This is a genomic window from Mesonia oceanica (genome assembly GCF_902499555.1).
Taxonomy (GTDB): domain Bacteria; phylum Bacteroidota; class Bacteroidia; order Flavobacteriales; family Flavobacteriaceae; genus Mesonia; species Mesonia oceanica.
This window is the reverse complement of record NZ_CABVMM010000019.1, coordinates 25951-39533: the sequence shown is the minus strand read 5'-3', so window position 1 is coordinate 39533 and position 13583 is coordinate 25951. Positions and strand designations below refer to the sequence as shown.

General features: G+C 33.6%; 13 protein-coding genes. 3 read left to right on the top strand and 10 right to left on the bottom strand.

All coding sequences use genetic code 11. The features are described from left to right. Positions 1-677 precede the first annotated feature (677 nt). From FVB9532_RS18115 to FVB9532_RS18090, 6 genes are all read right to left on the bottom strand, one after another. Positions 678-3044, bottom strand: coding sequence for a SusC/RagA family TonB-linked outer membrane protein (locus FVB9532_RS18115; RefSeq protein ID WP_150546595.1), 2367 nt, complete (start codon positions 3042-3044; stop codon positions 678-680). Beyond that, positions 3044-3925, bottom strand: coding sequence for an ACP S-malonyltransferase (gene fabD / locus FVB9532_RS18110; RefSeq protein ID WP_150546594.1), 882 nt, complete (start codon positions 3923-3925; stop codon positions 3044-3046). Before fabD ends, FVB9532_RS18115 begins: the two co-directional genes overlap by 1 nt. Positions 3926-4021: 96 nt before the next feature. Continuing rightward, positions 4022-4522: a pyridoxamine 5'-phosphate oxidase family protein gene (locus FVB9532_RS18105; RefSeq protein ID WP_150546593.1), complete on the bottom strand. Its 501-nt coding sequence runs from the start codon at positions 4520-4522 to the stop codon at positions 4022-4024. A 94-nt stretch (positions 4523-4616) separates the two neighbouring features. Then, positions 4617-5444 carry a fructosamine kinase family protein gene (locus FVB9532_RS18100; RefSeq protein ID WP_228482389.1) on the bottom strand — a complete coding sequence of 276 codons (828 nt, stop codon included), beginning with the start codon at positions 5442-5444 and terminating at the stop codon, positions 4617-4619. Positions 5445-5473: 29 nt separating this feature from the next. Next, a complete protein-coding gene (locus FVB9532_RS18095) occupies positions 5474-5959 on the bottom strand; it encodes a dihydrofolate reductase (RefSeq protein WP_150546591.1) in 486 nt (161 codons plus the stop codon). Between the two features lie 2 nt (positions 5960-5961). Continuing rightward, the gene (locus FVB9532_RS18090; RefSeq protein WP_150546590.1) at positions 5962-6378 is read right to left on the bottom strand and encodes a 2TM domain-containing protein; all 417 of its coding nucleotides are present in this window, start codon (positions 6376-6378) and stop codon (positions 5962-5964) included. Positions 6379-6438: 60 nt separating this feature from the next. On the opposite strand from FVB9532_RS18090, the gene FVB9532_RS18085 reads away from it, so the two are divergent. Then, the gene (locus FVB9532_RS18085) at positions 6439-7524 is read left to right on the top strand and encodes an aminotransferase class V-fold PLP-dependent enzyme (protein WP_150546589.1); all 1086 of its coding nucleotides are present in this window, start codon (positions 6439-6441) and stop codon (positions 7522-7524) included. A 217-nt stretch (positions 7525-7741) separates the two neighbouring features. Here FVB9532_RS18085 and egtD read toward each other — a convergent pair whose 3' ends face one another. The 4 genes from egtD to FVB9532_RS18065 all read right to left on the bottom strand — a co-directional run bounded on the left by egtD (position 7742) and on the right by FVB9532_RS18065 (position 11373). Next, positions 7742-8710, bottom strand: a complete 969-nt coding sequence (gene egtD, locus FVB9532_RS18080; protein WP_150546588.1) for an L-histidine N(alpha)-methyltransferase — start codon at positions 8708-8710, stop codon at positions 7742-7744. Between the two features lie 7 nt (positions 8711-8717). Further along, entirely contained in the window at positions 8718-9884 is a 1167-nt protein-coding gene (egtB, locus tag FVB9532_RS18075; RefSeq protein ID WP_150546587.1) for an ergothioneine biosynthesis protein EgtB, read from the bottom strand. A 168-nt stretch (positions 9885-10052) separates the two neighbouring features. Then, positions 10053-10457, bottom strand: coding sequence for an energy transducer TonB (locus tag FVB9532_RS18070; RefSeq protein WP_150546586.1), 405 nt, complete (start codon positions 10455-10457; stop codon positions 10053-10055). A gap of 91 nt (positions 10458-10548) precedes the next feature. Next, on the bottom strand, positions 10549-11373 hold the full coding sequence (locus FVB9532_RS18065) for a thymidylate synthase (RefSeq protein WP_150546585.1): 825 nt from the start codon (positions 11371-11373) through the stop codon (positions 10549-10551). A gap of 292 nt (positions 11374-11665) precedes the next feature. Between FVB9532_RS18065 and FVB9532_RS18060 the strand changes: the two genes are divergently transcribed. After that, complete coding sequence (locus FVB9532_RS18060) at positions 11666-12214, top strand: YceI family protein (RefSeq protein ID WP_150546584.1); 549 nt, start codon at positions 11666-11668, stop codon at positions 12212-12214. Positions 12215-12241: 27 nt separating this feature from the next. After that, positions 12242-13528 (top strand): hypothetical protein, encoded by a 1287-nt coding sequence (locus tag FVB9532_RS18055; RefSeq protein WP_150546583.1) that lies wholly within the window; start codon positions 12242-12244, stop codon positions 13526-13528. Positions 13529-13583 lie beyond the last annotated feature (55 nt).

The following is a 13583-nucleotide window of genomic DNA, read 5'->3' as shown; positions in this document are numbered from 1 at the left end:
GTTCAGTGTGGAGTACCTCGAGCCAGGGGTGCCCGCAGAGGATGGCGGCATCGGCGAACCTAGGCCTACGACCTTCAAGAACCATTTTACAATGAAAAGGTAGTTCCAAAGGAGAGAAAAGAATAAAAGAAGCCCCCTGAAAACAGTTCAGGGGGCTTCTCTTATTACAGTTGTCAAGGATTTTTTAAAACAGGATGGTTTCAAGATCGATAAATGAATACATATATAAAAGCCATAATAAAAAATTCTTGTTATATCACTTAGTTTTTATGTTGAAGTAAAGTAAAGATATTTTGATATAGGATGTGGAAGAAATGTTGGAAGAGAATTTTAGGATGCTAAAAGTTTGATTTTATAAAACATAGCATATTCTTTATTCTCTACTCTAAAGTATTTCTATCGTATGGATAATTTAGATGGTTTAGAACTCTAAAAAGTTTAAAAGCCAGAGAGATGATGTTTTGATTGTATCTAGAAATAGAAACTAAATTACTGGACAGGGATTAGGTCAAGTATATTTTTGCTAGTAAAGATGTAGTTCGAAAATATGTAGAATGCCAAGGGAAAGGAAAAACACGATAAAGAATTATATTCAGGAAAGTTTAAGATTTTTTGATAGCTCTTGGGTTTTTTTATGAGGTTATAATTAGAGCAAATAATATTCATTTTCCTAAATATTATTGTTTTAAGTGTAGAATAATCTCTTCTGAAATTAAATATCCATCAGCACTCATTCCTTCAATGTAAAGTGTGGTGTTTTCAGTTAAAGTATTAGGAATTTTAAAGGTAATTTCAGGATTTATTTTATCTAATGTAATCGAGGGTTGCCAGTCTATTACTCCATATTTTTTAAATAAATTAGTGTTGTATGATGAATATTTAGGTTGATAAAATTTCTTGTTTTTAGAAAAACCATTATTGGTGATATACTCAAAGAAATTTTTGTTTTTTGATTTTGCGTTTTTATAATCAGTTTTTGTGATTATTTCAATAACTCCATTGCCGCCAAATACTCCGTATCCTATTCCAGATTTATTAATGCTTATGCTTTCTACTTGAGAGGTTAATAAGTTATAAATCATAACTGTATTGCCCTCTAATGGAACTCCATCTAGTATAACCCTAGTTTGTCGAGAGCCATTAATAGTAGCAGCTCTTCTTGACTTAATGATTACATCACCCATCGTACGCCTAACCTCAAAGTTTTGGTTTGCTATATAGTCTGTAATATAATGATATTGTGTAGCCATTTGTTCATCTACTAGCGTAACATCAGAAAAGCCCGAATGACGATGATCTATCTCTTGCTTTTTCTTTGCTTTTATGACAACGGTATCTAATGCTTCTGTACTTTGAATAAAAGTTTTAAAATCTATGGGGAGGAATTTATCTTGATTAGTGTTTACTATTGTTTTTTTTGAATTATAAAATGAAGATTCTTTTTTAAAAGGTAAAACAGAAAGAGCATAAGAACTTTTCTTGATCTTGTTTAAATTTTTGTTGAATAGTCCTAAATATACTTTGGAACTATCTTTTAAAAAGAGATGATTTAGTGAAAAATTAGTTGAATCTTTTAGTTCTAATATTTCCAGTAAATTAGAAGTTTTTGAGGTAATGAAAAGTCGATGCTCAGATTTTGAATCATCAAGAAGCTTTCCTGATAAAGTAAAGCCAATCTCGTTTTGAAAATTTTCTGTTGGTTTGAAATTAAAAATATTTTTCCAATTATAACTACTCCAACCTTGTGTTAAAAGAAGTAAGTCTAAATCAAATAATCTTTTTCTCTCATTGGCATCTGTAAAATAGTAACTTCCTTCTTCAATAGTAGAGGAAATATATGGTTTGAGAAAAAATGAAGATAAAATATTGTGAGAAGGAGTATAGGATTTGTTATTAGTGGGTAAAGTTGAAATACTTATTCTTTGAAGACTATCTATTTTTTCTTGCGAATGAATTTTAATCACTAAACTATCTATTAAATTATCTGATATTTCAGCAGTAACGGATTTTCTTTTAATGTTTATTGGATTAAAAATAAGTCGTTCTAGAATTGGTTGGAAATTTTCATTAAAGACGGTGATAATATTTATGCCAGGGAAAAGATCTTCCCTCTTTATGATGGTGTTGTAAGTAGTGGAATGATTGAAATTTAATTGAATGCCTTTTATGTTTTGGTTTTGTGTAATGGTCAAGAAAAAGTTTTTATGACTAATTTTTGATAAAGATTCCTCATTGGTTTCTAAACAAAGCGCTAATTGATCTGTAAGGAAATTATTTGCTTTCAAGATCAAACCTTTCGGTTCAGGTTTTGGTAAGCTTTGTAGTATAGTATCACCGTATTCAGTTTTGAGTTGAATTTTATAAGTTTCAGATACTTTAGGGTTAATAATAAATTTGGAAATACCGAATTTGTTGGATTTAAATGAATTTATCTTCTCTTTGTTACTATTTAAAACCTGAGCATCATAAAAGAAAACTCCTTTACCGTTTTGATCTATCAGTTTTACTCCAACATTATTAGAAACATTCGCCAGCAGATGGCCACTCTCCGGTAAAAACTGAAGGTCATATTTTATGTTTTCTTTTTCGTTGCTTTTTTCTTGTAGGTTTCCTAATAGTTGAAAATTTTCAGAGAAAGTTAAGTCTTCCCTGAAGTTATTCATATAATTAGTACTTGCTTGAATATAATAGGACCCTGGAGATAATTTTTTTTCACTTAAGTTAAAATATCCATTGCCAAAGCCATGATTAATAAAAATTGTTTTGTAATCTATTTGTTGACCATCTTCATTAAATAAGGCAACATTTAAATTAGTAGTAGTTGCATTAGGTAAGTTTGTTCTTAAATCGTAAACATAAGCAGAAAACCAAATGTTTTCTTTTGGGGCTATCTTAGTTTTGTTTAAATGAAGATGAACGTATTCTCTATTAAGTTGAAAATAATTAGTATAGGTGTATTGAAGAGCTGGTATGGAAGTAACTTGAGCATAAACCGAAGAAAGGCTTATGCTCATTAAATATAATACAGTAAATATTTTTTTCATTATAAGTCTGGACTATTCGTCACAGCACTTCGGTCTATTTTCTTAACTAAACCTTGTAAAACTTTACCAGGACCAATTTCTGTAAATGAAGTCGCTCCATCTTTAATCATGTTTTGTACACTTTGTGTCCATTTTACCGGTGCTGTGAGCTGAAATATTAAATTTTCTTTTATCTCATCAGGATTAGTTACGCTAAAAGTACTAACGTTCTGGTATATTGGGCAAATTGGAGTGTTAAATTTTGTTTCTTCAATAGCTTTAGCAAGTTCCTCTCTAGCAGGTTCCATTAATGGAGAATGAAAAGCGCCACCAACAGGCAATACTAAAGCTCTTTTTGCTCCTTTTTCTTTTAAAGCTTCACAAGCATTTTCAATAGCTTTTACTTCACCTGAAATTACTAATTGCCCTGGACAATTGTAATTGGCAGCAACCACGATACCCTCAATTTCAGCACATACAGCTTCCACTAATTCATCTTCCAAGCCTAAGACTGCTGCCATGGTAGAAGGCTTTAATTCGCAAGCTTTCTGCATGGCTTCTGCACGTTTAGAAACTAATTTTAGTGCATCTTCAAACTCTAGAGTTTTATTGGCTACTAAAGCAGAAAATTCCCCTAAAGAATGTCCAGCTACCATATCTGGTTGAGACTCTTCGCCTAATACATGATTTAAAATTACAGAATGTAAAAATACGGCTGGTTGCGTAACATTGGTTTGTTTGAGTTGTTCAGCAGTACCTTCAAACATAATATCGGTAATATTGAATCCTAGGACTTGGTTGGCTTTTTCAAACATTTTTTGTGCTTCCGGGAAGTTTTCGTATAAACTTAACCCCATTCCGGTAATTTGAGCTCCTTGTCCAGGAAAAACGTATGCTTTCATAATATTTTTAATTTTCTTTAAAACAAATGTAATATAAAAAAGACCTAATAGGAAAAATCTTCACTATTAGGTCTTTTAGGCAATAAACAGGATTATTTATACAGATAGTTTTCCTTTTTCTCCAACATCGGCTTTTTTGCCGGTAACAGCACCAACTCCCATCTTGAATAGGCTTACTAATTTATTGCTTTTCGTATCCCAATAATAAGCTTCTTTAGGGGTGATTTTAAGAGCTGTTAAATTAGGATCGTTCGTGCCATCAAACCAATTATCTGAAATCGATGAATACAACTCTTCAAGAATTGATTGTTCTACTACAATTTCTGCTTCTGCAAAAACGCTCAAAAATTTCTTTGAAGATGGATCGCTATACAAAAGCTGAACTTCCTTGTTTTTAGCGATATTTTGATTATGGTCACTATCGCCTGGACTTAAAAACCAAATATCACCGTGCATATCGATTTTCTTTTGGGTCATCGGTACGGCTTGTAATGGACTTTTGCCCAACGCGGTTACCATCATGGAAGTTTTAATCTCTTCGGTAAGTTCTTTAATCTTTTTCTTTGCTTCCTCGTTATACTTATTTTCTGTACTCATGTTTTTTCTTTTAAAAGTACGGGTTATTCTGTTTAACAGTAGTCAATAAACTATTAAAAATAAAGATTTTGCTGTTAATAAGTGTGAAAAGACCTTAACTGAATTTTTTTAGAATACTCTCTACGGAAGCTAAATAACCGCTGCCAAATAAATTTAAATGAACCAATAAGTAATAGAGTTGCCAAAGGGGAATGCGTTCATTCCAATTATTTTCTAATGGAAAAACTTCCTCGTAAACTTGAAATACTTCTGCAGAAAAACCTCCGAATAGTTTCATCATTGCTAGATCCATTTCTCGTGGAGCAAAACATACTGCAGGATCTATTAAAGCAGGATCACCGTAATTGTCAACCAAATAATTACCATTCCATAAATCACCGTGAATAAGACTTGGCTTTTCCTTGGGAATAATTTCACTAATAGTTTTATAAAACTGTTCTAGATTTTTAAAGCTAAATCCGTTTTTTGCGGCTAATTGAAACTGTGGTTGTAGCCGTTTTTCTATATAAAATTCGGCAGCATCAGTAATTTTACAGCTATTGTATTGCGGTAAACTCCCAATATAATTGTCTTTTTCTAACCCAAAAGTCTTTTGAGTAACCCGATGTTGTTTGGCTAAACCTTCTCCAAATTTCGACCAAAAATCCTCTTTTCTTGGTGTGGATGGTAAATATTCAAGAACAAGATAAGCTTCATTTTTAATAGTTCCATGACTAAAAACTTTGGGAATTCTCAAAGCTTTTGAAGACTTCAATTTTTGTAATCCCAAGGCTTCTTTTTCAAACATGTTCGGGAAGCTATCTGCTTTATTCAATTTAACTACTAATTTTTGTTGATTAGTGGTTAATAGATAGGTTTCGTTAATATCCCCACCAGATAAAGCTGAAGCATTTTTTAATTGAAAGTTTTCTTTTGTAGCTATTTGTTGAAGTATTTCCGGTAAAATAGAGCTTATTTTTTACGTTCGTAAGTTAAGTAAGAGAAAGCATAGTTGTGCTTTTCATCTTTTTCATGAAACTCTTCATGGACTAATTCCCAATCGTTCATATCTAATTCAGGGAAATAAGTATCGGCTTCAAACTCACCGTGTACGCGGGTAAGTTCAATTTTATCGGCGTAAGATAAACTCTGTTTATAAATTTCTCCACCACCAATAATAAAAGGCTGCTCGTCTTTACTAGCAAAAGCCAAAGCATCTTTTAGATTATGGACGACTATGCAATTTTCGTTATCATAATCTTGTTGACGGGTAATAACTACGTGCGTTCGGTTAGGTAAAGGTTGAGGGAAAGACTCAAAGGTTTTTCTTCCCATAATAATATGATGACCGGTCGTTAATTTTTTAAAGCGTTTAAAGTCGTCCGGCAAATGCCAAACCAAATCGTTGTCTTTGCCCAAGGCGTTATTTTCTGCTGCAGCAGCAATAATTGTAAGCATTCTTATGCGTTTAAAGTAGGGTTATTGTCTGGGTTAGATTTAGGAAGTGGATGTTCTTTTTCAACTCGTTGTTGGAGTTCAGCAATTTTCTTTTTTTGCTTTTCGACTAAGCGCTCCATCTGTTGGTTTTCCCATTCTTTTCCCATTAATTTATTCACGAAAAATACATTGATAGCGTGAATTAACAGTAAAAAGAACCACAATAAAATAGCCCAAACAAACCAATCGGTACCAAAAGGTTTGAATTCTTTTCCAAAGTCAAGAGCTACATTTAGGATAATAAATAAAATTGAACCTGCAATAAAAATAACAAAATGAGTGGTTAAGCGCTTTTTTTGCTTAATCCTACGTTGAGCGTTCTCAAAAAGTTCGCGTTGTTCACTGTCTATTTTTCCTGATTTTTTTTCTGCTGAAGCCATATTATTGTAACTTAGTTGTGTACCAAATTAAAGATTTTTAGCCAAAAATTTTTTTAGCTTATGAAGAATTTAAGAAATGAATTCCCTATGATGGGGCAATATACTTATTTAAATACTGCCGCGACCGGATTACTTTCAGAAACTGTTTTTGATTACCGACAAGATCAAAATTTAGATATGCTCACTCAAGCCAGCATATTTAGAGATGAAAAATCAAATTTGTATGCCGAAGTTCGTGAAGCTTTAGCCGAATTTTATAAAGCTGAAGCCAATAAAATAGCCTTAATGCCTAGTTTTTCTTTTGGTTTTAATGCGCTTTTAGAAGGCTTACCAGCTAAATCAAAAGTTTTATTGCTGAAAGGCGATTACCCATCAATCAATTTACCGGTGGAAGCGAGGGATTTTGAAGTTTGTTATGCTGAAATTGACGAAAATTTGGAAATGAATGTAAGCGCCGCTGTAAAAGAACACCAACCTGATGTGTTTGTCTTTAGTGTTGTGCAATATATTAGCGGAATTAAAATTGATCTAGATTTTTTAAAAGAGCTAAAAAAGGAGAATCCTAACTTATTGATTGTGGGTGATGGAACTCAGTTTTGTGGTACAGAAATCTTTAACTTTCAAGAATCAGGAATTGATGTGTTTGGTGCAAGTGCTTACAAATGGCTTAACGCAGGGTTTGGAAATGCTTTTTTCTTATTTAAAGAGGAAGTAGCCGAGCGTGTTTACCCGAAGGCCGTTGGTTTTGGTTCAAACATCGGTAAATACAAACAAGAAGAAAATGCGTTTATCGGTAAGTTTGAACCGGGACATTTAGATACTTCGAATATTGGAAGCATAAAAGCTGCGTTACAATTGCAGGAAAAAATTGGAGTTGAAGAAATTGAAAGACAAGTAAAAGAGTTGAAAATTTTAGCGAAAGCAGAATTTGAAAAGCTCAATTTACTAGAAGAAAAAGTAGCCAAGCGAAAAGATCATTCTTCCCTTTTTAATATTAAAGGTACTACAGAATTATTCAACTTTTTAAATAATAGGGGAGTGGTTTGTTCTCAAAGAGGTGAGGGGATTCGAGTAAGTTTTCATTATTATAATACTGAAGAAGATTTGGAGCAATTAGTAAGTTTGGTCAAGAATTTTGGAGGTTGAAATTGGTATAGACCCAGACTGATAAAAAAATCTTTAAATCTGAATTTATTGATCGAGTTTGAAAATTCTATTTCAGAATCTCATCATAATTTTGGTACAGCTTGATGAGATTCTGAGTCAAGCCCACCTGCCGGACGGTCAGGCTCAGAATCAAGAAAATAGGTAACTAACGTCACCCTGAATTTAGTTCAGGGTCACATCCATCCTGCTGATTTTTTTACTTCTTTTCAAAAATATAGTTTTTATAAAAACAATCTTCGTCGCAGAAGAATTCCGTCATTTTTAAACCAGCTTGGTTGGCTAACCATTCTACCACATCATCATCGTATTTCTGTGAAATTTCAGTATGAATAGTTTCCCATTGCTTAAAATTAATTTCAAGATTTAAAGCATTGATGTTTACTTTTTGTTCTTCTAAACTTACCAGAAAACTCTTGGCCGTTCCTGTTTCAGGATTGTAAGTTTCCCAATGCTTGAATTTATCAATATCAAAATTCGCATCTAATTCATTATTAATTCGTTCCAATAAATTCTTATTGAATGCTTCGGTAATGCCGGTTGGGTCGTTATAGGCATCTAAAATGGTTTGTGGGTTCTTCTTTTGGTCAAAACCCATAAAAAGCATATCACCCGGATTCATCGCTTTTTGAATATTCATTAAAAAGTCAATGGCTTTATCGTGGGGTAAATTTCCTATGTTAGAACCTAAAACCATTATTATTTTTTTTCTTGAATTATAGTTGGCAAGGTCTTTTAAAACATTAAAATAAGTTCCTTGTAAAGTCTCTACATTTACCTTCGGAATTTCTTTAGTCAAGGAAGATTCTAGATCATCTAAAATATTCTGACTAATATCAATAGGTAAATACTTAAAATCGATATTATTTTCAGTAAGGTATTTTAAAAGAATTTTTGTTTTCTTACCATCACCGGCACCTAATTCAATTAAATCGAACCCTTTTTTATCTTTAAAATAATCGCTTAGTGCTGCTTTGTGTTTTTCAAGAATATTGAACTCACAATTGGTAAGGTAATATTCAGGCAAATTCATGATAGTTTGAAAAAGCTTATCTCCTTTTTTATCGTAAATGTATTTGGATGATAAATATTTGGGGAATGCAGTTAAGCCTTCCTGTACTTCTAAAGCGAATTCAGAAGTGGGTTTTATTTCGGTTTGTTTTTCCATATTTTTTTTATTGGGCTAACCTTATTCCGGTAAATTGCCATCTTAAATTGGGATGAAAGAAATTGCGGTACGTACAGCGGGTGTGTTTAGGTGAAGTGGCTACAGAACCACCGCGAAGCACTTTTTGGTTGACCATGAATTTTCCATTGTATTCCCCTAAGGCCCCTTCTGGTTTTTGATAATTGGGATAGGGAGAATAAGCACTTTCTGTCCATTCCCAACGTTGTCCCCAGTCAAATTTTTCTTGAGCGATCTCCCATTCTGCTTCGGTAGGCAAACGCATATCTTTCCATTGGGCAAAAGCAAAAGCTTCATAATAAGAAATGTGAGCTAAAGGAGCTTCAGGGGCTAAAGGTTTTAATCCACTTAATGTGTATTGATACCAAGAACCATCGATAAGATGCCAATATTGTGGGGCTTTTATTTTTTCTGTAGTAATCCAATCCCAAGCTTCTGCATGCCACAATAAAACGTCTTGGTACCCACCGGCTTCCATAAACTCTAAATATTCTTCGTTGGTGACTAATTTATTAGAAATGAAAAATTCATTTAGGTAAACTTTATGTCTTCCTTTTTCATTATCGTAACAAAACTCTCCATCTTCGGGTTTTCCTATTTCATAAACGCCTTCTTCTATACTTAGCCACTTATGGGAGTGATTTTCAATTTTACTTTCATTAAAGTTTTTATGATAAATAGGTAACAAGGGATTGTTCCCTAAAATATATTTGATGTCGGTTAATAATAATTCTTGATGTTGCTTTTCGTGATGAATCCCGATTTCTAAAACCGCTTCCAGTTCTTGCGAAATTTCATTTTCGTTTAAAAATTCAACTAAGGCTTCGGTTACATATTTTCGGTATTCATAAATCCTATTTACCGTTGGTCGCGATAAATTGCCGCGATTGGTACGTATTACTTTTTCGCCTACACTTTCATAATAGCTGTTAAACACATAGGAAAATTGTTCATCAAAAATTTGATAAGCTTCTTTGTGTTTTTTTAAAATAAACTCTTCAAAAAACCAAGTCGTATGTCCCAAATGCCATTTGGGAGGTGAAACAAATTCAACGGGTTGAACCACGTAATCTTCAATTTCTAGAGGCTTACAAATTTGTTCGGTTAATTTTCTGGTTTCTAAAAAAAGCTCTAAATTTTTGGTAGTCGTAATCATAAATGTAGCGTTTACTGCGCTTCTCTCAAATTTACGATTTTTTAAATGCGAACTTCTTTAAGCTTTGTTAAAGCAAAAGTTAAAAACCTCTAATGAATTTGTAGGCTAAACCTTCAGCATAAAAAAAGCCTGAAAAACATCAGGCTTAAGCATTGTTATATCAACATGTTAAAAGTTGAACGGAACCGTATATTTTATAGCTCTGGGCTTACCGTTAAGTGTTCCCGGTTTCATTTTAGGAATGGCCAGGATATTCTTTTTTGCTTCTTCTTGTAGTGATTTTCTGCCACCTTTCACTTGGGTAATTTCTACTTTTCCTTCTTTATTGACCACAAAGCTTACCAAAACTTTTGAGCCTTTATCTTCTGCGTTATAATCTTTAGGAAATTTAAAATTCTTTTGAATGTGTTTGGAAAGCATTTGGTTAAAGCACGTAGAAGTAGATGCAGCTTCCTCACAGCCCGGCCAAACCGGTGGAACTTCTTTGGAAGAAATGGTGTTGCCTTTTACTTCTTGTGCTTGCGTAATACTTACTGCACAAATAAAACTTAGTAGTAATACAATCTTTTTCATCATTAAATTTTTACTGAAAATAACTAAAAAATCTTCACTTCCGGCAATAAGAGGTGAAGATTTTAAATATATAGTAGAAAAACACTTCAGATTAAATGGCTACGGCAGCCTTTATATGCGGGTGTGGATCGTAACCTTCTAAGGTGAAATCTTCGAATTTAAAATTGAAAATATCCTTTACCTCCGGGTTTATTTTCATTTTTGGTAAAGCTCTTGGCTCTCGTGATAACTGTAGGTTTACCTGTTCAAAATGATTGTTGTAAATATGTACATCGCCAAACGTATGTATAAAATCCCCAGCTTCATAACCACAAACTTGTGCCATCATCATCGTTAGTAATGCGTAAGAAGCAATATTAAAAGGAACGCCTAAAAAAACATCGGCACTACGTTGGTAAAGCTGGCAAGACAATTTTCCGTCAGCTACATAAAACTGAAAAAAAGCGTGGCAAGGAGGTAAAGCAGCTTTTTCATTAGCTACATTTTCGCTAAAAGAAACCGAAGTATCTGGCATTACGCTGGGATTCCAAGCAGAAACCAACATTCTCCTACTGTTGGGGTTTTTCTTTAAGGTTTCGATCACCTCTTTAATTTGGTCAATATCTTCACTGTTCCAATTTCGCCATTGATGCCCATACACCGGACCTAAATCCCCATTTTCATCGGCCCACTCATTCCAAATTCTTACCCCATTGTCCTGTAAATACTTCACGTTGGTATCGCCATTTAAAAACCATAGCAATTCGTAAATAATTGATTTTAGGTGAAGTTTTTTAGTAGTGACCATCGGGAAACCTTTGCTTAAGTCAAAACGCATTTGGTGGCCAAATACACTTCGGGTTCCGGTTCCTGTTCGATCTCCTTTATCGGTTCCGTTTTCTAAAACGTGCTGTAGTAAGTCGTGATATTGCTGCATAATAGTTATTTGGGCGTTCGGGCGGGCTCTCGTGAGTCGCTTTTTTTGTCATCTAGGTTATCCCAAGGGCTTAAGGTGACAAAAAAGAGCTCCAACAAATCACTCCATCCCTAACGCAATAAAATCTGATATAAAACTAAAAAATAGCAGGCATAAGTAAAGCCTGGTTCAGCTTCAATTTTTTAAAAAGTTATGCACATTCAAAAGTTTAAAATCAGATATGATTATTGTCATAATTCAGAAGGGACTTGCTCCGTAATTTTGTCCTGTAAACAATTAAAAACCTCAAAAGATGAAATCATTAATGGTAATTACGCTTGGATTATTAATGCAGTTGGCAAGCGCACAAGAATTTAAAGTACAGCCCTCAAATTCAAAACTAAGTGTTACGGGAACTTCAACTTTACACGATTGGGAATGTGTAGTTGAAACATTTAAGGGAAGTATCACCGCACAAATAGAAAACAATCAAATAGTAGCTATAGATAAATTCAATTTTCAGTTTCAGGTAGAAGATTTAAAAAGTGGAAAGTCTGCGATGGATAAGAAAACTTATGAGGCTTTAAAAGAAAAGAAAAATCCTGTTATCTCTTATCGCGGAAATGCCGTGAAGATAAATGATCACACCGCTACTTTTTCTGGGACTATGAATATTGCCGGAACAAAAAAGGAACTGACTACCAAGGTAAAAATAGATTATAGTAATGGAAAAATTAGTCTTTCAGGAAAAAAAGACTTCAAGTTAACCGATTTCAACGTCGAGCCACCAACAGCCATGTTTGGTACGATTAAAACAGGAGATGAAGTCGCTATTCATTATAACCTTCAATTAAACAAATAGAAATAAAACAATTTAAAATAGATTAAAATGAGAACACTAGCCAAATTTTTAGGAATCGTATTGGTAGCACTAATGGCTACACAAGTACACGCTCAACAAATTAATTTAGACCGTAATCTGGATAACTTTAGATATCCCGATAAACGAGGTGTGAATGTTTTTGAATCCCCGAAAGACACTACCAACACTTTTCATGGAGTAGATGTAAGGGTAGGAGGATCTTTTGCACTGCAATATCAATATATAGAAAACGAAAATGCCGGATTAACAGGTTATGAAATTAAAGAGGCCGGTAGCAACTTTAACTTAGCTACGGCTAATATGGATTTGGATGTGGCGCTTTACGATGGCGTAAGAATGCACTTGCGTACCTATTTATCTTCACGTCACCACCATGAACCTTACGTAAAAGGAGGGTATTTGCAAATTGATAAATTAGATTTTATCAAACCAGGTTTCTTAGAAGACTTGATGCAGTACACTACCATTAAAGTTGGTCATATGGAAAACAATTATGGTGATGCACACTTTAGAAGATCTGATAACGCACAAGCCCTTTATAACCCATTTATTGGTAACTTAATTATGGACGCCTTCACTACTGAAGTTGGTGCAGAGGTTTATTATAGAAGAGATGGATTTATTGGAATGGTAGGTTTTACTAACGGTAAGCTTAATCAAAGTGTGGAAGAAGATGAAACAGGAAAAACAGGAGGAGCTTCATTCTTAGCTAAATTAGGGTATGATAAACAAGTGAATGATGATTTACGTTTAAGATTAACAGGATCTTTATATAATACAGGTTACGTGCCTCACTCATATTTATATAGTGCAGATAGAGCAGGAGCTCGTTATTACGGAGTAATGCAGGCCTTAGAAAGTGATGGAGACGATTTTAGAGCTTCTCGTTATGACCCTAAATTAATGAACAAGATCACCGCAGTAATGATTAATCCATTTGTGAAATATGGTGGATTAGAATTCTTTGGAACAGTAGAAATGGCTAAAGGAAAAGCTTCTTATGAAACCGATGAAAGAACCACTATGCAATATGCTGGAGAGCTTATTTATAGATTTGGAGCAGATGAAAATATTTATGTAGGCGGAAGATATAACCTAGTGGATGCTGAAGATATTTCTGGGGAAGATGTGACTATTGACAGATTCCAAGTAGCAGCAGGATGGTTTATGACAAGAAATATTCTCTTAAAAGCAGAATATGTAATTCAAAACTATAATGATTTTGGAGCAACAAGTATTTTTAATGAAGGAAAATTTGATGGAGCAATGGTTGAAGCCGTGATCTCATTTTAATTATCTTTCAACCAAAACTCCAAGAAAACAGTACGAAAAAACACTTTCGTGCTGT

What these genes read in the sequence shown, in the direction of transcription:
- fabD (WP_150546594.1), bottom strand. Translation starts at nt 3,925, where the DNA reads ATGAAAGCATACGTTTTTCCTGGACAAGGAGCTCAAATTACCGGAATG.
- FVB9532_RS18060 (WP_150546584.1), top strand. Translation starts at nt 11,666, where the DNA reads ATGAAATCATTAATGGTAATTACGCTTGGATTATTAATGCAGTTGGCA.
- FVB9532_RS18105 (WP_150546593.1), bottom strand. Translation starts at nt 4,522, where the DNA reads ATGAGTACAGAAAATAAGTATAACGAGGAAGCAAAGAAAAAGATTAAA.
- egtD (WP_150546588.1), bottom strand. Translation starts at nt 8,710, where the DNA reads ATGGAAAAACAAACCGAAATAAAACCCACTTCTGAATTCGCTTTAGAA.
- FVB9532_RS18090 (WP_150546590.1), bottom strand. Translation starts at nt 6,378, where the DNA reads ATGGCTTCAGCAGAAAAAAAATCAGGAAAAATAGACAGTGAACAACGC.
- FVB9532_RS18070 (WP_150546586.1), bottom strand. Translation starts at nt 10,457, where the DNA reads ATGAAAAAGATTGTATTACTACTAAGTTTTATTTGTGCAGTAAGTATT.
- FVB9532_RS18065 (WP_150546585.1), bottom strand. Translation starts at nt 11,373, where the DNA reads ATGCAGCAATATCACGACTTACTACAGCACGTTTTAGAAAACGGAACC.
- egtB (WP_150546587.1), bottom strand. Translation starts at nt 9,884, where the DNA reads ATGATTACGACTACCAAAAATTTAGAGCTTTTTTTAGAAACCAGAAAA.
- FVB9532_RS18115 (WP_150546595.1), bottom strand. Translation starts at nt 3,044, where the DNA reads ATGAAAAAAATATTTACTGTATTATATTTAATGAGCATAAGCCTTTCT.
- FVB9532_RS18055 (WP_150546583.1), top strand. Translation starts at nt 12,242, where the DNA reads ATGAGAACACTAGCCAAATTTTTAGGAATCGTATTGGTAGCACTAATG.
- FVB9532_RS18085 (WP_150546589.1), top strand. Translation starts at nt 6,439, where the DNA reads ATGAAGAATTTAAGAAATGAATTCCCTATGATGGGGCAATATACTTAT.
- FVB9532_RS18095 (WP_150546591.1), bottom strand. Translation starts at nt 5,959, where the DNA reads ATGCTTACAATTATTGCTGCTGCAGCAGAAAATAACGCCTTGGGCAAA.